Consider the following 20,630-nt stretch of genomic DNA (forward strand, 5'->3'; position numbering starts at 1 on the left):
TAGCAGATAAGAGGCTGGAGGAGAAGAGAACTTTTTATCCTGTACCGCATCCTGTTTGCATCCTGTTTTTCATGGTAATTTTTCTTCAGCTGGGATAATAAATATGAATTGTAAACGTATATTATCCCAGTTTTTTTCATGCACCCATGGAATGCAGAAGAAGAATCTATGGAAAATCAAGAATATAATGCCTTTCTGGGATTGATTTCAAAGGCCTGTATTGCCGCACTCCGGGAAATGGCGGAAAAAAAGATATCCCTTAGCTCCGAAGGACTGCAAGACACACTGAAGGCGCAGAAGGTGCTGAGTGAAGAGGCCCTGGCCTCCCTCTCTCCTTCCGATGAAGAAAGCCTGAAGGATCTGCAGAAACGATTTGACCGTTTGCGTCAGCAGAAGGATCTGCTTCTGAAGGAATACGGAATTCTGGAAGAAAGAAAGCAGGAATCGGATCGTTTTTACCGCAGAACCCTTCTTCTGTTTGCTGAAATGCAGAAGAATGCCTGTTCACCGGAACTGGACACGGCCAGTGACCGTTTCCGCAAGCTTGTCCGTGAAAACGCCGGGATTCCAGTGCTGGGTAAGGCCTTTGGTGAGCTGAAGGATGCGGCTTTCCGGACGGCTGCAACCTGTGAGGAAGATAAGGGAGTTAAAAAGGGTATCCTCCGCCGTTTTTTTCGGGACAGTCGGCCGGATACGGTGTTTCTTTTTGAAACCCTCCGGGAGTCGTTTCAGGAAATAACGGATAATCTGCGTTTGAATCTGGACCCTGGATCGGCGGAACGTATCCGCAAGGTCAATGAAGCCCTGAGGGAGGCCGGGAGTCTGGATGATTTTCTCCTGATCCGCAGGGATATCATTGATCTTGTAGCCGACTATGTCACGGTCATGCAGAATGAAAGGGAAACGGCCGCAGCGGTGATCCGTGAAATTGCCGGCCGTCTCGAGCAGATGGAAAAACTGGTTCTTTCCGCATTCATGGAACAGATTACAGCCGATGTGGAGTCCAACCGTGTTTTTTCCGCATCCATTGCGGGGCAGCTTGAAGATCTGGATCAGAAGGCAGGTTTTTCGAAAACCCTGGCGGAGCTGAAGGAAGCGGTGGTGACACGCCTGAATGTGATTCAGCAGCTGCTCACCCGGAAGCAGTCCGAAGATGAAAAAAGGAAGGAAGAGGCGGACAGCCGCTATAAGCTGATGCAGAAAGGCCTTTTCCGGATGCGGGATGAGATGATCCGGATTAACGAAAAATCCCGTGTTTTAGAAGAAGAACTCTTGAAAGATCCTCTTACGGGTTCCTATAACCGAAGGGCCTATGACCGTCATGCCGCGGAAGAAATGAACCGTTTCAATCGCTATAACAGTTTGTTTTCTCTTCTTGTTTTTGACGTTGATCGCTTTAAGCTGGTGAATGATCGCTATGGGCATGCCATTGGTGACAAATGTCTGAAAACAATTATAGATAAGGTGCAGCCTCTTTTGAGGGGCAGTGACTTCCTTGCACGTTTCGGTGGTGAAGAGTTTGTGGTGCTGCTGCCGGAAACGGGGCCTGACGGCGCAAGGGAGGCAGCAGAAAAAATCCGTTCTGCTGTGGAGAGCATTGCCTTTTACCACAAAGAAGAGAAGGTTCCGATCACCATCAGTGTGGGCGGGAGTACCGTGCGGGAAGAGGATAAAGATTATACAAGCCTTTTTGCCCGGGTGGACAAGGCCCTTTATGAGGCAAAAAACACAGGACGGAACCGGGTCGTGATGAGCTGACCTTGTTGAAGGCTTTTTTACATGTGAGAAACGGCCCTTTGTTTGTCCCTCGGGGCAAAAGAAAGGGCTTTTTATGGTACGGAATCCTGACCCTGGTCAGGAAGGATGGAGAAAGGAAGATGTCTATGGTGTCTGAGGAAAACCAGGAGTATTGGTATCAGCCGGAGATACAGTCTCTTATCAATGGAAAAAGCCGTGAGCACAAGGCTCGTCTTGCCCATACCCCGCCGGTTTGCCTTAGTCTGAAAAGCGCCCTTACCCGCCTTGAACCAGCCGATGAATTTACCTTTCATCTGCATCAGGAGGCCCTTGCCCAGCTCCCGGGGATTGCCTGTAATCCCGTTCAGCGGGTGGTAGAGGATGACGGCGCCCAAGCTTCGGAACAGTGCGGCAGAAAACGGCGGATTGCCATTGTCTTTTCCGGAGGTCCGGCTCCTGGCGGGCATAATGTGATAGCCGGTCTTTTTGATGCCGCCATGCAAAGGAACCCGGATAATGAAGTACTGGGTTTTCTCATGGGACCGGAAGGCATTGTAGAAGGGCTGTATCAGCCCCTTACCCGGGAAATGGTGGATCAGCACCGCAATATGGGTGGTTTTTCCATGATCCGCACGGGCAGGACCAAAGTGGATACCAGAGAAAAAATGCGTCTTTCCCGTAGCACCTGTAAAACTCTGGGCATTGATGCACTGGTGATTGTCGGGGGAGATGATTCCAATACCAATGCAGCCTTTCTTGCGGAAAATCTTCGGGAAGAGGGCATACAGGTAATCGGAGTACCCAAAACCATAGACGGAGACATTCTGGTTCAGGATGCTTCCGGGAACAGTCTCTGCGCCGTCAGTTTCGGTTTTCACACGGCAGCCCTTGCCTTTTCCAGAAACATTGCCAGTCTCTGTACCGATGCAGCCAGTGATGTGAAATACTGGCATATTTGCAAGGTGATGGGCAGAGTGGCAAGCCATCTTGCCCTGGAGGTGGCCCTGCAGACCCATCCTACCCTTACACTTATTGGTGAGGAGCTGGCCGATTATGTGGATGATGACCGTCTGAAGGCTGCCCGGGAAAGGGGCGAACAAGACTATACGGCGTATGGCATGACGCTGCGGCACCTTTCCCGCCTGATTTGTAATGCCATTGTTCAGCGGGCGGCGGCGGGCAAAAATTATGGTGTGCTGGTCATTCCCGAAGGTCTGCTGGAATTCATCAATGAAATTCAGGTGCTGATTATCAAATTATCCACCCTGATTGCCGACTATAACCGGACCCATGATGCGGGGTTCCATGAGGTTTTTTCCGATCTGGATGCTCAGACGGACTATTTGCGGCGTATGGCAAGGGAGTCCCAGGAAAGGGATCAGATTTTTGTCTGGAATCAGAGGGACCATGATTTTTTTGATGATATACCGGATTTTTTCAAGGAAGGACTTCTGACTGAACGGGACAGTCATGGTAACTTTCAGTTTTCTCAGGTAGAAACGGATAAAATACTCATGGGGCTGGTCAAAGATTACCTGAGTATTCTAAAGGAAAAAGGTCTTTATAAGGTGGGGATTGACCCTCAGTGGTATGCGGGCGTTCTGGAGAGAGAAGGACTGGATCCGGATGGTTTTGCGTCTGTTCTTTTCCGGAATGCGGACAGAAAGGGAGAACCTCTTCTGTTTAAAGAGTCTATTATCTCAGTCAAAACCCTGAATCATGCCCTTGTTAAAGAAGGGTTGCTGTCCGATGGGGCAGCCATACCGCCGGCAATCCTGAAGGTATATCGGAAATCGGAACCCGATTTCCGCATGCAACCCCATTTTTATGGTTACGATGGCAGGGGCAGTGATCCCACCCCCTTTGACTGCAATTATACCTATAATCTGGGTAGAACCGTGTTTGCCCTCATTGCCGGTGGAGCCACGGGACAGATGGCTGTGATCCGTAATCTGGAAAAGGATGTATCGGAATGGGAACCCATGGGCGTACCCCTTGCCGCACTGATGCATCTTGAGGAACGGAAGGGAAAAATGGCCCTTGTTATGGAAAAAAAGCTTGTGGATGTTCAGTCTCCGGCTTTTCAGGTTCTTAAGGCTATGGGAGCAGAGTGGCTGGCTGCCCGTGCGGGAGAAGATCCCTGTCGCAGGCCGGATTCTGTGTGGATGACAGGTGCCGAGGATAAACCCTTGACCCTTCTGCTGAATGCCATGAATACTGGCTCCAGCAGAAGCCCTGCATCGGAAAACCTTTTATGATGTTTCGGGAAATGGCCGCATCCACGGACACGGATCCTCCTGCTATGACAGGGTACAGGCAAGGGAGTTATTCCCTACCCCGGTAATGGGTGGCGTCCATTTGATAGCGGCGTATAATTTTCTGGAGAGACTGGCGTTGTATGCCGGACAGTCTTGCGGCATGGGATATGTTACCGGAAGTCTCCTTCAGAAGATGGTCCAGATATTGGCGGGTAAAACGGGCCAGTACCTTTTCCTTTAATTGCTGATAGGGAAGGTTACGGTGGGGCAGGGGAGAGTCCGTGAAGAAATCCAGATCCGGGATCCTGTCCCTCTTCAAAGCATTTTGGGGAGGGATTTCCTTTTCCTGTGTCATGACACAAAGTCCCTGCAGAGTGTTTTCCAGTTCTCTGATGTTGCCCGGCCAGGGGGCCTGCATGAGTTCTTCCAGCAGCAGGGATGAAACCCGTTTTTTTTCCATACGGAGCTGACAGGCTGTTTTGTCCAGAAAATGTTCCACCAGCAGAGGAATATCCTCCCGTATTTCCCGTAAGGGGGGCATGGTGAGGCTGGCCACATTCAACCTGTAGTAGAGATCTGCCCGGAAGGTGTTGTCTTCCACCTTCTTTTCGAGGTTCTGATGGGTAGCTGCCAGTATACGGACGTCTACTTTGCGGCTCAGATCACTGCCCAGAGGGTTGATTTCCTTTTCCTGAAGAACCCTGAGCAGTTTGGACTGCAGGGGCAGGGGAAGGTCTCCGATTTCATCGAGAAAAATTGTGCCACCTTCAGCAGCGGCAAAATATCCCTGCCTGTCTTTGACCGCTCCGGTAAAGGCACCTTTAGCATAGCCGAAGAGTTCACTTTCCAGCATGGATTCAGGTATGGCAGGGCAGTTAACGGTAATCATGGGGCCGCCACGTCGCGGACTTGATTCGTGGAGTGCCCGGGCCGTAAGCTCTTTACCCGTACCGGTTTCTCCGCAGATAAGAACCGTTACATCGGTTCTGGCAAGCATGCGGATTTTTTCATAGATGGCCCGCATGGGGCCAGACTGGCCCACGAGACCGGGGGTGGAGGCACAGAGAATCCGTGAAAGTCTGAGATTTTCCCGTACAAGGCGGTTGTGTTCCAGTCCCTTGCGGAGGGTGTGAATCAGGCTGTCGTTTTTAAAGGGTTTGGATATAAAGTCATAGGCTCCTTCCCGTATGGCTGTGACAGCGGTTTCTATGGTGCCATATCCTGTCATCAGTATCACGGACAGATGGGGGTCTTTTTTATGAATTTTTTTCAGCAGAGACAGGCCGTCCATTCCGGACATGCGGATATCTGTGAGGACAAGATCTACGGGATGGGCAGCCAGAAGGGCAAGGGCATCTTCCGCACTGGTGGCTGTAAGAATTTCACAGGGCATTTCTGCCTGTATGGTGCGGCTCAGGCCCTGAACCAGATCGGTCTCATCATCCACAAGCAGAAGGGTATCTTTGGTTTCCATTAGTCTTTCTCCAGAGGCAGGCAGATGGTGAAGGTGCAGCCCTGCCCCGGACTGCTGTCCACAAAAATATCGCCACCATGTCGGGAAATGATTCCGTAGACAACGGCAAGGCCAAGCCCGGTGCCTTTTTTTTCTGCCCGGGTTGTGAAAAAAGGTTCAAAAATACGGTTCAGATTTCTTCTGGAAATTCCGTGGCCTGTGTCTGTAATGGTAAAAACGGCCTGATCCCCCATCCTGTCCAGCCGGGATGAAATTTCTATGCGGCCTCCGGGCTCCGTTGCCTGCATGGCATTGAGAATAAGGTTCATCCAAACCTGTTTCATTTGCTGGGCATCGGCGATGATGGGAGGGAGGGAGGTATCGGGGCTGAAGGAGAGAGTCAGTCCATGGTTCTGAATTTCTCTGGAAAGCACGCCCAGGATTTCAGCTATCATGTCATGCATATCTAAAGGGTTGTACATGGTTGGCATTGCCCGTGAAAAATCCAGAAGAGCTTCCACTACATGTTTGCAGATATGGGTATGTTTGAGAATGATGCCGATGTCATGACGGATCTGGCTGTCATCTGCTGCCGCCTTTTCAATGAGTCCGGCATAAAGCTGAATAACTCCCAGGGGGTTATTGATTTCATGGGCAACACCAGCGGCCAGCTCACCGACGGAGGTGAGTCTGTCGGTTTGGGCCAGATAGGCATCCATACGTTTTTTGTCAGTAATGTCCCTCATGGACGCTTCAAAGTCTGGAATTTCCATGCATATTCCAGGCCTTGCGATGCAGGAAAAAAGAACATCCCTTCTTTCTCCCCTACGGTTGACAATGCGGATTTCCATATCCCGGATATGACAGTCTTTTCGCAGAATATCCCATAGTCGCCTTGTTTGCTGCCCGTCCCAGAAAAGCTGGTATACGGATTCAATTTCAAGGGCTTCCCGGATATCCGTAAAACCAAAGAGCAGGAGACCTGCGGCATTGATGTCCGTAAGTACTCCGCCCCTGCTTACAAGAATGGCCTCGGGAGCGGTTTCAAAGAGATTTCTGTATTTGGCTTCGCTCTGAAGGAGGTCATGATGTACCTCCTTCAGCTTGTCTGCCAGAATGGACAGGCTGGTCTGGAGCTGTTCGGCCTCATCCTGGCCGGGTTCGGTGCTCGGAAGGGTGGGGACAGAAGAGAAGTCATCATTGATGTTTTTAAAGTTGTATAAAATTTCCCTGAGATTGAGGATGACTGTCCGGTGAAACAGGAGGTAAAACAGGACGAGGAGGGAAGCCAGTGAAAGGGCGGTGATAAAAAAAATTACCCAGGCTTTTTCCATGATGCGGGTAAGCGTCGGGTCAATGGGAAGGTAGATGGTTTCCGCAGCCACCACGTCACCGGCATTGTAGTAAAAACTTGCCTGATCACCGTAAATTCTCAGGATATCTTCCGGAGCTGTATCCGGAGAACCGTGGCACACGAGGCAGCTTTCCTCCACGCGTACGGCGGTCATATGGACAAAGTAGGAGTGCTTATCCCTTTTGAGCCTGCCGCTCCACTCAGACTGCCCCTGATTTTCATTGAACCACTCTATCCGTTCGCTTTCAAAGCTGTCGGCAAGATTGATGGGGTTTCGTGGATTTGTGGCGGCCCTTTTGTAGTTGAACTCCGGGAATTCATCATGCAGACGTTTCATGACCTCCCTTGAGACAAATGAGGTGCTCATGGCCTCCAGAATAAAGGTGTCGTCGTTGAAATGATCCTGCATACGCGGGCGGAGAACTTCCCGCACATAGTCCCGGCTGGATTCAGCCATGGCCATGAAAATGGTAGTTTTCTGGTACAGCATACCAAAGTACTCATGGCGAAGGTAATGGTACTCCATAAGAGCGGCGGCCAGGCAGAACACCAGTACAATGAGTGCTGCACCCAGGCGAAATCTTTTTTTTATGCTGTGTTTGGGCATGATAAGGATAGAAAAACCTCTACGCTTTGTATGGAGTACGGACAACCGCCCCCGAGGTGACCGGGAGCGGGTATTTATCATCCGCCAAGAACATCAATCATGGAGAAAACCCGCCCCCTGCAGGTTTCATTCATTCTGCGCTTGAGAAAACGTACGGCATCAAGCGTTCCTTTGGCATAGATGTCTCTTCCATTGATATTATGGGTAAAACGGAAGCAGACGCTGTCATCGGGGGAAGACAGGGTGTAGGTATGCCAGGCATGCCCCTGAATATGTTCAGCCGGAATGCGCCAGGTCTTTTTCTGTTCTTCAGGATCTCTTTCCATTTCAATGCCATCTACCGTAAACGGGATACCCAGCGCATTGAAATGGCTGACCATGGCTTTAGCCGTCCCTGAAGTATCCGCTTTGCCGGCCTGATGACTTTCCTGAATACGGAGGCTGTATCCTTCGAACAGACCTGGAAAATTACTTGCGGCATAGGCCATCATGGCCTGAAATCCCACAATCTGTTTTGCCATGTTAGGGGCAATAACGGCACAGATAGCAGAGTCCGAAACGGTTTTGAGAAGGGCATCCCTGTCACCTCCTGTGGTGCCCATGACAAAGGGAATGCCTTGGGCTGCGTAGAAAATGGCATTGGTATTGACGGCGCTGGGGTGGGTATAGTCGATGGCGATGAGGCCTTCATATTCGGAAAGGAGAGCTTTGATCCTGGAATCTCTTTCAGATGGCCTGATAAGATCAAAGGAAAAATGGTCGTTGTGAAAGGTTTTTATATGGGTTCCCGGGCCTGTGAGGGATGCCGGGACGAGAAAGAAGGTTTCATCAGCAAGAAGGTGAGGGATCAGGGTGGATGCCACGTTTCCTGGCAAGCCATTGATCATAACAGGTATTCTGGGCATGTTGACTCCTTGAGATTTGGCGGTCGCCGTAATCATTGAGCATATCAGAACGGCAGTTCTGAACGCAATGTACAGGGCTACACAGATGAAAAATGGCTTTTTTTCAGGAACCGTAGAAGTCCATGGAATGAGCCAGCCCTCGCTTACCTTGGCACCACTTTTCTGTCCAGTGCTTTTTGGCCGGGTGCTTTTTCACTTTGTCGGAATGTGGCCTGTATCAGGCCCTGAGGATCCAGGATCAGCCCGACGGATCCGTCAGGCATGATGGCCGCACCGGCTATTCCCTGTATTTTTTTGAAGCTTGCCCCCAGTGGCTTGACCACTATCTGCTGTTTACCGAGGATTTCATCCACAAGTATCCCGGCCTGGGCTCCTTCTGCTTCCACAACCATGACAATGGGGAAGGAAGTATCCGATCCGTTTTCTGTTATCTGCAGCAGTTTTTCCAGCGAGGAGGCGGGCAGAAGATGATCCTGAAAATGAATCATGGACATACCCGTTGGCAGCCTTGCCAGGTCACCGGGCTTTACTTCTCTGCTGCCCAGCACACAGAGCGTGGGAATGACATAGCGCTGACGCCCGCACCGGCAGACTATGCCATCTATAATGGCTACGGTCATGGGTATGCGGAGATGAAAGCGGGTACCATGGTCCCGTTTGCTTTCCAGGTGAATATTCCCGGACAGGGAAGTGATCTGGTCGCGCACCACGTCCAGGCCAACCCCTCTGCCAGATATTTCCGTCAGGCTGGATGCTGTAGAAAAACCGGAGTGAAAAATGATTTTTTCAAGATCCTGCGGCTGGAGTTCTTCCCTATGGGAGAGGAGTCCTTTTTCCCTTGCCTTCCGGCTGATACTTTCCAGATCCAGACCCTGACCATCATCCTGAATAATGATATGAATGTCGCCGCCACTGTGGAAGGCTTCCATGGTGAGGCAGCCTTTTGCAGGTTTATTTTTTTTTATCCGTACGTCCGGAGATTCAATGCCATGATCCAGGGCATTGCGTACCAGATGGAGGAGAGGGTCACGAAGATGTTCAACGAGAGACCGGTCCAGCTCTGTCTCTTCTCCATGGCGCTGGAAGGAGACTTCTTTGCCGAGATTTTTCCCAAGCTCCTGTATCATCCGTTCCATTTTCATGAAAAGCGGTCGGATGGGAACCATGCGCAGAGTCAGCCCAAGACTTTGCAGTTCTCTGGTAAGTTTTGTCAGCTGGGAAAGATGGGCGCTGAGAGCCCCTGTTCCGATGTGCTGAAGTTCGGGGCACTGGCGCACCATGGTTTCCACAATCACCAGCTCTCCGATTGTGTCCATAAGGCGGTCAAGGCGCTCCGCTTCAACAAGAACGTTTTCCCGGACCTGACGGTTTCTGGTGCCGGAAGAGGTATTCCGCTGCATACCTTCAGGAGAGGTGGTCAGGTTACTTTCCCCGAGTTTTTTATGAAGTACGGAAGGATCTTCCGGAGGAGTGACATTTTTACCGGAATACCAGTCAAAGGCATGTTTCAGCCAGCTTTGGATATCCAGAAAATGTGAGGTCATATCCGAAGTAAAGAGGGCCGATTCCAGCGTACCCTCTGCTGCATGACAGAGGCTTTCAACGGTGTGAAGTCTGAAAAAGCCCGCTTCACCTTTCAGGGTATGGAAGGAGCGGCGCAGTTCTGTAAGGGCCTGTTCCTCTTGACCGGCCCGGAGGATCTGCTCTTCCATCGCAGCAAAGACAGGAGGCTGTACGGAAAGAAAATCAGCATACAGATCCATATCCAGATGCGATGGCAGGCGGTCCGGGTGCCGTGGCACACCATTTTGATTCATGCTCTCTCCAGATACGTGGGAATAAGCCCTAGGCACAATGTCTGTGAAAAAAGTTGTTCTTCTTAGGGAGTTATGTGCCAGCGATGGCTGATCGTATCGGTATGGCACAAAGAAGCGGTCTGATTCTCATGGTTTATGGCTCAGACCGCTGTATCTGGAAATATATATTGTTTTTGGTGACTTGTAAATATGGCAGGTGGGCTGGAAAGGGGACAGGAAAGAAGTGCCCGCATCATTATGATTCCACCTTTTCGAGAACGGGGGAGTCTACGGCAAGGAGGTAACGATGCGGGCCTGTTCTGGCACCATGAAGGGTGCGGCTGATCTGTCAGTCTGGGATTCTGGATCCGATTTTTTCGAGAATAGTATTGGCGGTATCTCTGGCATCGTCTGTGGTTCGATTAAAAAGATCATGCCATCTTTGGAGGTGATAATCTGTTCTTTCTCCAAGGGGAATGCCGCTCAGTCCTATCCAGGTACGGAGTATGGTCTGGTTCTGTTGCTGCAGGGAGTCCATACAGTCAAAAAAAAATTCAAAACTCTGCCGGTGCATTGACAGTACCGTTATATGGTGATCCATAGGCCCTCCTTACGGATTAGGGAGTTTCTTCTATGTAGCGTTCCAGGCGTGCGAACCCTTCCTCGTTGAATTTTCTGACTTTTTCCTGTCCCTGACGAACGTTTGTGATCCATTCGGTAACCAGTGCTTTGTTCTGGTCGGGAACATGGGGGAGGGGCTCCAGCACGAGGCGAGTAATTTTTTCTCCATGGTCCTGTATAACGGCTGCTGTTGTGTAAAGGTTGTTCAGAAGAGCCTTCTGGAAGTCAAGGATTTGTTTTGCAATGATTTTTGGTTCCATGATATATGCTCCTTGCTGTATTTGGTCTGGGTGTTATGCTGCACTGCAACTTCATAACTGAAGTGTAAGTGTTTTGTGCGTTGTGTCAAGAAAAAAATATTCTGGTTTTTTATATTCTTTGGATGATCGTTGATTTTCTGGGTTTGCCGGTGTGTATTCGGCAGGAACTGTTGAGCTGCAGTCTTGTTGCAGTGCAATATGGAGAGGGGTTTATGGGAGAGCGGGTTCTGATAAAAAAATACGCCAACCGGCGTTTGTATGACACGGAAAAAAGTAAGTACGTTACCCTTGCGGAAGTCCGGAATCTGATTCGGGAAGGTCGCAGTATCCATGTGGTGGATGTGAACACGGAGGAGGATGTCACGGCTTTTATTCTGACGCAGATTGTGCTTGAGGAGGCCCGCCAGAAGAATGCCCTTCTGCCCGTACCTCTGCTGCATCTGATCATCCGCTATGGGGATAATGTTCTCAGTGAATTTTTTGAAAAGTATCTTCAGCAGATTCTTGGAAACTATCTGCACCAGAAATCAGCCTTTGATGAACAGTTCCGCCGGATGCTGGATCTGGGTATGGATATTTCTGGCATGGCACAGAAAACCATGACCGGCATTTCACCTTTTAGACCGTTTATGGAATTTTTTACGCCAGAGAAAGAAGAAGATCCTCCCAAGAAATAGGTTTTCTGTTTTTTGCAGGTTTCTTTTTTTGAAGAAAATAGTTTCCGGCAAAATCATTTCATGGGGGCATTGCCGTTCTGAGGGTAATAAGGGTGCAGCCTGATCCGGGGCAAAATTTTTTCTGACTAGCCGGGCTGCTGCGGGAATTATGTTTCCACATGCACCAGGTGATGACGGATGACAATCTGCTTCAGTGTTTAGACCTGTCAGGCGGTTCCGCAGCAAATATTGCCCAAGGGCAGTTGTTCAATGAAAATAGTCCCTTCCTTCAGGCTGGGGCTATTTTCATTAGGATGACAGGTGCATGTTCCCAGCAAGGCCCATGGTCTGTACCTGTACAATAAAACAGAAAGATGAATGCATGATAGAGGCCATGTATGAAGAGGCTGGGGTGGTTGTTCTTTTTGAAAGTGAAGATCTGCTGATCGTTGATAAGCCTGCAGGGGTTGCGGTGATACCTGAGCGGGATAAAACGGCTCCTTGTCTTTTACATAAAGTGGAGACGTGTTGCCGGAACCGGCTTTATGTTGTTCACAGGCTGGACAAGGAAGTAAGTGGTGTGCTGGTTTTTGCCAAAAAGGCGGCCGCTCATCGCTTTCTGAGTATGGAGTTTGAGCATCGAAGGGTTCAAAAAAATTATCTTGCTCTGGTACATGGTTTGCCGGACAAAAAGACAGGTTCTCTCCGTGCACCTATCCGTGCCTTTGGGTCAGGGCGTATGGGAGTGGATGTCCTGAGGGGCAAGGAAAGCCTCACTCACTGGCATCAGATTGGTGAGTATGGTGACAAGGCTCTTCTGGATGTGTTTCCTGTAACAGGCAGGCGTCATCAGATCCGGGTTCACCTTTATCATATGGGGTATCCCATTGTGGGCGATCTCCGATATGGCGACAGGGGCCTTCAACAGGAATGGGAGCGCCTTATGCTGCATGCCCGCCACCTGACGCTGCCTCTTCCAGATGGCGGATCCGTCCATGTAAAATCACCTGTTCCAGAGGCTTTCAGTCGTCTTTGCAATGGCTATGAATAATGGTTTGTTGCATTGCAGGTATTCAATGAAATGAAATTATGCTAGCATGGTACACTTTCCAGGTTAATGGGCAGGCTTTTTCTCTGGCCAGCCTGTAACATCGCGCGCACCGGTTTGCTGGTAGATCTCCTGCTGGTTTGCATGGAGATGACAGTGCTACCAGAAAAAAGTTTCTCTCCCGCAGCCATTGGATGTCCGTCCGTATGTGGTTCCTTCATTCTTGAAAGGAGAAAGAAATGGAAAAGATTCGTGTATTGGGTATCTGCGGCAGCCTCCGGCAACATTCCACCAACATGGGACTCCTGCGATACGCGCAGCAGGCGTCACCGGAAGGGCTTGCAATCAGTTTAGCGGATTTATCCCGGATACCATTTTATAACAGCGATATTTCAGAAAAGCCTGCGGCAGTTAACGATTTTTTCAAAGAGCTGGAGCAGGCAGATGCCCTGCTTTTTGCCTGCCCGGAGTATAATTATTCCATTGCCCCTGTTTTAAAGAATGCATTGGACTGGGCCTCCCGCGAACCTGAAAACCGTCTTCTGGCTGGAAAGGCAGCGGCCATGATGGGGGCGGGTGGAGGAATGGGAACGGCCAGGGCTCAGTATCATCTCCGTCAGGTCTGTGTATTTCTGAATCTTCATGTTCTGAACGCTCCGGAAATTTTTTGCAATGCTTTTGCCGGCGGTTTTGATGAGGAGGGTAACCTCATGGATGAAAAGATCCAGAAGCAGATAGGTAAGCTTATGACAGCCCTGAATGCGTGGACCCTGAAGCTGCGGTAACACCAGAGCTCGGCCAGTATTTTCGTTGTATGAATCCCCCTGTGGAGTCCCTTCCCGGAAAAGCTGGAATTCAGTTCCAGAGAAGTGGGCAGGCAGAACGGCTTTTGTCGGCCTGACAGGCCGATTCGTTATGGCAAAAGTCTTTCAGACAAGCCTTTTGTCATTTTTTGCAATTGGACCATCAGTACGGTCTATCCCGTTCATACCTCTATAGCGTTATGTCAGAAGGCAGCGACTTTGCCTCTGCGGGCCCAGACTTTCATTGAAACGACTGCAAGGATTTCCGGCAGTTGCCTGCCTGTTTTCTTATCGTTTTTTTGACTGAGGCATATCATTATCCGGCATGACTTTGCTCGAAATCCTGTTGATTCCTTGCACCTCCCTCTCAGTTGATCCGGGGATGCCATGGTTTGTATACCATGGTATTCCCCCGTACCGGTTGGAATATTATGGATAACGATCAGCGGATACAGTATCGGCTTCTGCAGCCATTTGTCCGGATATTTTCCCGTAGGAATAGCATTCTTTGGATTTCTCTGTGCCTGATGTTCATGGCCGCCTTTCTGGGTATTTTGGCAAGCTCTTTGCCGGGAGAATCTGCCCTGGACCGTATATCCAAAACCGGTGTGATACGGATCGGCTATGCTGGCGAAGCTCCTTTTGCATGGCGCAGTGAGTCATCTGTTGTTACAGGAGAGGCACCAGAGGTTGCCAGGGCTGTTTTGAAAAAAATGGGTATACGCACCATAGAATGGGTTGAGGTGGATTTTGCTTCCCTTATCCCCATGCTTCAGGCCGGGCGTTTTGATATGATTGCAGCGGGCATGTTTATTTCTCCGGAGAGGGAAGGGCAAATTGCTTTCAGTTTGCCTACGGCCTGCATGGAATCCGCATTGCTGGTACAGAAGAACAATCCGCTGGGACTCAGCAGTTACCGGGATATTGCGGGCAGGTCTGATGTTGTACTGGCGGTTCTGAAGGGTGCCGTGGAGATGGAGCAGGCCATCCATGCCGGGATTCCCCAGAACCGCATACTGGCTTTTCCCGATCCGGAACTGGCTGTTCGTGCCATGCGTCATGACATGGCCCATGCGTTTGCCCTTACAGGCCCGAGCGTCACTTTTCTTGCCGGTGTGCATGCTGATATGGAGAGGGCTCTTCCCTTTGATGGCGGAGGACGGGTGACGGGATGCAGTGCTTTTGGTTTTCGCATGGAAGAAAGAGATCTTTTGGCGCATTTTGACAGGATGCTGAAAACCTATGTGGGCAGTCAGGAGCACCGGAAGCTGGTTGCTTCCTTTGGATTTACAGAAGAGAATGTTGCTTTCGCAGTCAGGTTTGGGGCAGGGGAGGAATAAGGATGCGGTCAGGTCAGACTTTTTTTTTCAAAAAAACTGAAAATAGCCGTTTTGCCACCGGATATCAGCCTTTACTGGCGACAGGATTTATAGCATTTTTTTCCTGCCTCCTTCTGTATGGAAGTAATACTTTGTGGCAGAAATCCTATGCTATGTATATTCCCATAAGTGATAATCTCTGCCAGTCACGTCATGCTGTATTTCAAGCCTTTCTTGCTGGATCGGAGAATGGGAACCATGCAGATTCATCTGACAGCGAGATTTTTTACTACCTGGATAAAGCAAAGCTTTCTGTTCGTGATGCCATGGAAGGACGCAGTACCTTACAGGGGATTCCTGCCGAAATACCGGAAGGAGAGTTGCTGAAACTGCTGGAACAGTACAGCGCATCACTGAATCGACTGGACAGGCTCATGCGGGAAGGGGAGGAGGTGGATCAGGATGGAAGCCAGCTTGCCATTTATCAGCAGAAAACCTTCCGTGAGCTGAGGCAGGCAGCCAGTACCATTGATACCTTTCTTGCCCTCCGTCTTGTGGAAGAAATGGCTGTTCGCCAGCAATGGCAGCGTGCAGGTGTACTGTTTTGGCTGGGGTTTCTCTCCCTGTCTCTTGTTTTTCTCTGGCGGGGAAGTCAGGCAGAAATTCGTCAGGGCCGACAGGAGCAGTTGACGAGGGCGCTTCTTGCGAGTAGCCGTGATGCTGTTTTTGTAAAGGATCGTCAGGGAAAATACCTGCTTTGCAATAAAGCCATGGAAGTATTTACGGGTATGCCTGAGAAAGAGATTTTGGGAAATGATGACGAGGGTATTTTTTCTCCCCCAACAGCCGCCATGCTCAGGGCAGATGATCAGGCAATCCTGAGTTCAGGCAGGGCAATCATGCAGGAGGAAATACTCACCTCAGGTAGTGGTACCCTGCGGATATTCTTTACATCCAAGGGTCCTCTTTTTGATCGCGAGGGTGAGATATTTGGTATGTATGGTATTGCCAGAGACATCACGGAATCTCGGCAGATGGAAGAAGAAAGAACGCTTTTGCAGCAGCAGCTCATACAGGCACAGAAAATGGAATCCGTTGGCAGATTAGCCGGTGGTATGGCCCATGATTTTAATAATATGCTGGGAATTATCCTTGGCCATCTTGAGTTCTGTGAAGAGGCCGTGGATAAAGATTCCACTATATATCAAGATCTGATGGAAATGAAAAAAGCAGTAAATCATTCTGTGTCTCTGACACGGCAGCTATTGGCATTTGCCAGGAAGCAGGAGATTTCTCCCGTTTTGATGGATGCGAATACTGGGGTTGAAAACACCCTGAAAATGCTGAAGCGACTGGTGGGAGAGAATATTCGGATTGACTGGAAACCGGGGAAACAGCCGGTATGGATTCAGATGGATCCGGCCCAGCTCGATCAGGTACTGGTTAATCTCTGCATCAATGCCAGAGATGCCATGGGAGAACATGGAACTCTCCGGCTTGAGGTGGACACGGTGGTGCTGGATGCCGCTTATTGTGCCCTTCATCTGGGCAGTTTTCCGGGGGCCTATGCCCGGCTCACGGTGGATGACAATGGGGCGGGTATCACAAGGGACGTACAGGATAAGATTTTTGATCCTTTTTTTACCACCAAAGAATCGGGTAAGGGCACAGGTCTCGGTCTTTCCATTGTATATGGTATTGTGAGACAGAACAGGGGATTTATTCAGGTTGTCAGTAAGGTGGGCAAGGGTACATCGTTTGCTGTACATCTGCCCCTTGAAGCAGAGAAGCCTGATTCAGAGGAAACCGCTGACCAGTCCTTTGCTTCGGGGAAAAACCGTGATGCAACCATTCTTTTTGTGGAGGATGATCCCGCTCTTCTGGACCTTGGAAAAATGCTGCTGGAAAGTTTGTCCTACCGCGTCGTGGCGGCCTCCAGCGCGGAAGAAGCTCTGCAAGGTATTCATGGTTTTTCCCCTGATCTTCTGATAAGCGATGTCGTGTTACCGGGAATGGACGGGAGGGAGCTTGCAGACCTGTTGAGCAGGCAGTATCCGGGTATGAAAAAACTGTTTATGTCCGGATATGGTGCGGGTCACATCATGCATGGCAGAATTGCCTGTGGCAATAAGGAATTTTTTATCCAGAAGCCTTTTTCACGAAAAGAAATGGCTGCCAGAATTGAAGATATTCTGCTTCGGTCATGAATGCAGAGCTCTGTTTTTTGTAGGTGAACAAAAGGGGCCCATATGGCTGTACCCTGCGCTATCCATATGGGCTTTTGGTAGTATATTCAAGGTGGTTGTTATTCCGTCAACGTGCTCTCTTCCCCTTGAATGAGGGCAGAAAGCCCTAAAAGAGCATTTTCCCTGTTGATGTATTTCTTAAGATTTTAGAGAGAGGGCAAGGTCTGGAGTGGCTTGCTGCATAGCATTGCATGGGGCGCAGCGTCGCCTTTTCCTAGAGTTACTCAGAGTTATCAGGAATTTTTTTGATTCCAACAACCGTTGTCAGGAGATGGGGTGAGGCTGAGAAAAAGTCTTCGGAATGCCATGCTGGTAATGCTGGTTTCCATTACGGCCCTTGGTATTTCTTTTTTCTTGTATATAAGATGGTTTATGGAGGTACGGGCGGGTCTTCTGGAGCTGGCCAGAACCCTGAATCTGGATGGTGACAGAATTCTTGCTCCGGAAACTTTTAGCGTGGTGCTCACCCTTTCTGTGCTGGTGGGTCTGATTCTGGTGGGCCTCAGTGTCATTTATTTTTACTACCGCCGTGCCCTTTCCCTTTATCGGGTTCAGAGGCGGTTTTTCAGAAGTTTTACCCATGAACTCAAAACGCCTGTGGCTTCCATCCGACTGTATCTTGACACCTTTATCCGGCATGAATTGCCACGGGAAGAAGCACTTCGTTATCTTGGCTATATGAAACAGAATGCGGAAAGACTTTCTGAGCAGATAGAAATGATACTGAATCTTGCCCGGATTGAGGGAGGCGTGACCCCTCTTGCACCGGAACCCGTGGATCTTGGCCGAAAAATTCAGGCCATTCATGCCTCGCAACCTCATCTTGCGGTTTTATCCCTCGTGGTGACAGGGGAGAAGGATCCATTGTTTTACCCCGTAGATCCTGTCTTATTCACCATGGTGGTGACCAACCTCATGGAAAATGCACTGCGCTACAATGACTCGGACAAACCCGCTATGTTGGTAAACCTTGATAAAAGAGAAAAAGACATTCTGCTTTCATTCAACGATAATGGGCTGGGGCTTCAGAAAAAGCATTTGAAGTCTGTTTTCAGGAGATTTTTCAGGGCCAACCCTATGGGGCCCACACCGGGCACCGGGCTTGGGCTGCACCTTGTCGGTCATCTGGTACGCATGCATAAAGGACGCATATGGGCAGAGAGCGATGGCCCCGGCCGGGGCTCGACCTTTCTGATCAGCCTTCCCCTGAAAAAGAGGGACCTTGCCAAAAATGAAAAAAAGAATTCTGATAATAGAAGATGACCCCCATCTCAGGGAAGGGATCCGTTTGAACCTTCACCTTGGTGGATACGAGGTGCTTTGTGCGGCTTCCGGCCAGGAGGGTCTGTTTTTCTGGAAGTCGGAAAAAACAGACCTTGTTATTCTGGATCGCATGCTTCCGGACATGGATGGGCTTCGGGTGCTGGAAGATATCCGAAAAATGGATAAGAATTTTCCCGTACTGATTCTCTCCGCAAAGGGAGAAACGGAAGACAGGAAAAACGGTCTACGCAAAGGATGTGATGATTACATGTCCAAGCCCTTTGACCTGCAGGAACTGGAACTGCGCATGGAAAGGCTGTTGTACAGGGTAAAGGAGGGCGGCAGAAGTTCGGAAGAAGATTATCTGTTTGGTGATAATCGCATAGACTGGGAGAGGCGTGTAGCCATAGCGGGTAAGGAGGAGGTGTCCCTTACGGATCAGGAGTTCCGTATTTTGAGGTATTTTGCGGAAAATCCAGGAAAGCCCGTGAGTCGAGAAGCCATCCTTACCCGTGCTCTGGGCTATGCCGCACCGATTGCAACCCGAACGGTAGATAATTTTCTTGTGCGGTTTCGGCGGTATTTTGAGAAAAACCCCCGGAAACCGGAGTTTTTTAAAAGCATCCGGTCCGTTGGCTATCTGTTTGATCCTTTTGGAGAAAAAAAGGGGAAAGAAGATAAGGACTGAACCGGTGGAGAGCTGCCCGAAAGGTTCTTTCATCCGGCCGCACTCCGAAGGCTGGATGAGTGACCGGAATGAAACGGTACCGGAGCAGGTAAAAAGGGCAGGAAGCCCTTTTTTTCTGCCCTTGGAATGCTGAAGGAGGTAAGAATGGCAGATATTATCCGTGAACTGCCATGCCAAGCCCTTTCCGTGCGGCTTCTGAACAGATTTCGCTTAAGGTTGGATGGGCATGGATGGTCTCTGCCAGATCTTTTAGTGTCAGCCTTTTGTTTACGGCAAGGGTCATTTCCGCTATCAGTTCCGTTGTGTGGCATCCCACCATATGGCAACCGAGTATGCGGCCGGACGCAGCTTCACTGATGAGCACCGCTTCTCCGGCCAGACTGTCTGCTGCATGGGCCTTCCCCAGGCTCCGGAAAAGTACGCCCGTTGTGTTGACGTTGTAACCGAGGGCTCTGGCTCTGTCGGCGGTCAGGCCCACAAAGGCCAGCTCGGGATCCGTAAAAACAGCCGAAGGAACGGCATCGTACCGCATGGTGCTTTTCATCCCCATGGCTCTTTCCGCAGCCACACGGCCTTCCATGGAAGCAACATGGGCCAGCATGATTTTTTCCGGTCCTGTACAGTCACCAATGGCATAGACACCGTCTGCTTCTGTTTCCATGCCATCGTTTACGGGAAGATAGCCTTCGGCATCTGTTTGTATTCCCAGTTTTTCCAGCCCAAGATTCTCTGTCTGTGGACTTCTGCCCACACAGACTATGAGGCAGGAAGCTTCCAGAAACTCAGGCTCTGCCGGACTGTTGCGTACAGTTTCCAACTGTACCCGGATACCGGCATGGTTTTTTTCCATGGACACCACCCGTTTTCCCGTATGGATGACTGTTTTGTTCTTTTTGAACTCCCGTGCGAGCAGCTTTGAGGCGGAAGCATCCAGTCCAGGGATCGGAAGGATGCGGTCTGCCATTTCCACCAGAGTTACCCGGCTTCCGAGACCGGAAAGGATGGAGGCGAACTCGCATCCCACAACACCTGCCCCGAGAATGATGGCTGATGATGGCAGAGTTTTCGTACGGAGAAAATCGTTGGAAGAAAGGCAGTGCACCCCGTCAAAGGGCAGAAAGGGAAGCTCTGCAGGCCGGGTGCCGGGCGCAAGGATGAGTCTGTCCCATTCCACGTTCCGGTCTTCTCCCTCTTTGCTGGTAATGGTAAGTTGTCCCGGGCCTGTTATGCGGCCCAGTCCTTTACCATAATGGATTTTATGGTGGCGGATGAGGCTTTCAATGCCTTTTTGCTGGGTGGCAATCACGGTCTGTTGTTTCTGCTGCAGAACCGCCATGTCCATCCGGGGAGGGTTGTCGAGATGAATACCAAATGTTTTAGCCTGGTTGATCTGGCGCATGATCCGGGCAGCTGTAACCATCACTTTGGATGGAATGCAACCCCAGTTGAGGCAGGTACCGCCGAGGGCTTCTTTTTCCACAAGGCAGACCTCCGCGCCCAGTTCTGCGGCCCGTATGGCGGCCATATAGCCCCCGGGACCGGCTCCGATCACAGTTACGCGCATTGTCATGAAAAACTCCTTACAAAATGTACTTGTACTTTGGGGGAGGACTTGC

16 protein-coding genes are annotated in these 20,630 nt (G+C 50.2%); 9 read left to right on the top strand and 7 right to left on the bottom strand.

From position 1 onward, the window contains the following. Nucleotides 1–168: 168 nt before the first annotated feature. Together OOT00_RS10505 and OOT00_RS10510 are read left to right on the top strand one after the other, a co-directional pair. Nucleotides 169–1,758 (top strand): GGDEF domain-containing protein, encoded by a 1,590-nt coding sequence (locus OOT00_RS10505; RefSeq protein ID WP_265425335.1) that lies wholly within the window; start codon nucleotides 169–171, stop codon nucleotides 1,756–1,758. Nucleotides 1,759–1,877: 119 nt separating this feature from the next. Beyond that, complete coding sequence (locus OOT00_RS10510; RefSeq protein ID WP_265425336.1) at nucleotides 1,878–3,995, top strand: 6-phosphofructokinase; 2,118 nt, start codon at nucleotides 1,878–1,880, stop codon at nucleotides 3,993–3,995. Between the two features lie 67 nt (nucleotides 3,996–4,062). Here the strand turns inward: OOT00_RS10510 and OOT00_RS10515 are convergent, their stop codons facing one another. The 6 genes from OOT00_RS10515 to OOT00_RS10540 form a co-directional block, all read right to left on the bottom strand. After that, nucleotides 4,063–5,469: a sigma-54-dependent transcriptional regulator gene (locus OOT00_RS10515; RefSeq protein ID WP_265425337.1), complete on the bottom strand. Its 1,407-nt coding sequence runs from the start codon at nucleotides 5,467–5,469 to the stop codon at nucleotides 4,063–4,065. Beyond that, a complete protein-coding gene (locus tag OOT00_RS10520; RefSeq protein ID WP_265425338.1) occupies nucleotides 5,469–7,409 on the bottom strand; it encodes a c-type heme family protein in 1,941 nt (646 codons plus the stop codon). The genes OOT00_RS10515 and OOT00_RS10520 overlap by 1 nt, the downstream gene beginning before the upstream one ends. 77 nt (nucleotides 7,410–7,486) lie before the next feature. Continuing rightward, nucleotides 7,487–8,314 carry a dihydrodipicolinate reductase gene (gene dapB, locus OOT00_RS10525; RefSeq protein WP_265425339.1) on the bottom strand — a complete coding sequence of 276 codons (828 nt, stop codon included), beginning with the start codon at nucleotides 8,312–8,314 and terminating at the stop codon, nucleotides 7,487–7,489. A 143-nt stretch (nucleotides 8,315–8,457) separates the two neighbouring features. Next, on the bottom strand, nucleotides 8,458–10,131 hold the full coding sequence (locus tag OOT00_RS10530; protein WP_265425340.1) for a chemotaxis protein CheA: 1,674 nt from the start codon (nucleotides 10,129–10,131) through the stop codon (nucleotides 8,458–8,460). Between the two features lie 328 nt (nucleotides 10,132–10,459). Then, nucleotides 10,460–10,711: a hypothetical protein gene (locus tag OOT00_RS10535; RefSeq protein WP_265425341.1), complete on the bottom strand. Its 252-nt coding sequence runs from the start codon at nucleotides 10,709–10,711 to the stop codon at nucleotides 10,460–10,462. Between the two features lie 16 nt (nucleotides 10,712–10,727). Then, a complete protein-coding gene (locus OOT00_RS10540; RefSeq protein ID WP_265425342.1) occupies nucleotides 10,728–10,991 on the bottom strand; it encodes a hypothetical protein in 264 nt (87 codons plus the stop codon). A 212-nt stretch (nucleotides 10,992–11,203) separates the two neighbouring features. On the opposite strand from OOT00_RS10540, the gene OOT00_RS10545 reads away from it, so the two are divergent. From OOT00_RS10545 to OOT00_RS10575, 7 genes are all read left to right on the top strand, one after another. Continuing rightward, nucleotides 11,204–11,668 (top strand): polyhydroxyalkanoate synthesis regulator DNA-binding domain-containing protein, encoded by a 465-nt coding sequence (locus OOT00_RS10545; RefSeq protein WP_265425343.1) that lies wholly within the window; start codon nucleotides 11,204–11,206, stop codon nucleotides 11,666–11,668. Nucleotides 11,669–12,029: 361 nt separating this feature from the next. After that, nucleotides 12,030–12,698 (top strand): RluA family pseudouridine synthase, encoded by a 669-nt coding sequence (locus OOT00_RS10550; protein WP_265425344.1) that lies wholly within the window; start codon nucleotides 12,030–12,032, stop codon nucleotides 12,696–12,698. A gap of 236 nt (nucleotides 12,699–12,934) precedes the next feature. Continuing rightward, on the top strand, nucleotides 12,935–13,480 hold the full coding sequence (locus tag OOT00_RS10555) for an NADPH-dependent FMN reductase (RefSeq protein ID WP_265425345.1): 546 nt from the start codon (nucleotides 12,935–12,937) through the stop codon (nucleotides 13,478–13,480). Nucleotides 13,481–13,899: 419 nt separating this feature from the next. Continuing rightward, nucleotides 13,900–14,838 (top strand): ectoine/hydroxyectoine ABC transporter substrate-binding protein EhuB, encoded by a 939-nt coding sequence (gene ehuB, locus OOT00_RS10560; protein WP_265425346.1) that lies wholly within the window; start codon nucleotides 13,900–13,902, stop codon nucleotides 14,836–14,838. 152 nt (nucleotides 14,839–14,990) lie between these two features. Beyond that, nucleotides 14,991–17,024, top strand: coding sequence for an ATP-binding protein (locus tag OOT00_RS10565; RefSeq protein WP_265425347.1), 2,034 nt, complete (start codon nucleotides 14,991–14,993; stop codon nucleotides 17,022–17,024). 315 nt (nucleotides 17,025–17,339) lie between these two features. Further along, nucleotides 17,340–18,326, top strand: coding sequence for a sensor histidine kinase (locus OOT00_RS10570; RefSeq protein ID WP_265425348.1), 987 nt, complete (start codon nucleotides 17,340–17,342; stop codon nucleotides 18,324–18,326). Then, nucleotides 18,295–19,014 (top strand): response regulator transcription factor, encoded by a 720-nt coding sequence (locus OOT00_RS10575; RefSeq protein ID WP_265425349.1) that lies wholly within the window; start codon nucleotides 18,295–18,297, stop codon nucleotides 19,012–19,014. Before OOT00_RS10570 ends, OOT00_RS10575 begins: the two co-directional genes overlap by 32 nt. A gap of 154 nt (nucleotides 19,015–19,168) precedes the next feature. On the opposite strand, the gene lpdA is transcribed toward OOT00_RS10575, so the two are convergent. Next, nucleotides 19,169–20,584 carry a dihydrolipoyl dehydrogenase gene (gene lpdA, locus OOT00_RS10580; RefSeq protein WP_265425350.1) on the bottom strand — a complete coding sequence of 472 codons (1,416 nt, stop codon included), beginning with the start codon at nucleotides 20,582–20,584 and terminating at the stop codon, nucleotides 19,169–19,171. Between the last annotated feature and the right edge of the window lie 46 nt (nucleotides 20,585–20,630).

Origin of the sequence: Desulfobotulus pelophilus (assembly GCF_026155325.1) — a bacterium.
GTDB lineage: Bacteria > Desulfobacterota > Desulfobacteria > Desulfobacterales > ASO4-4 > Desulfobotulus > Desulfobotulus pelophilus.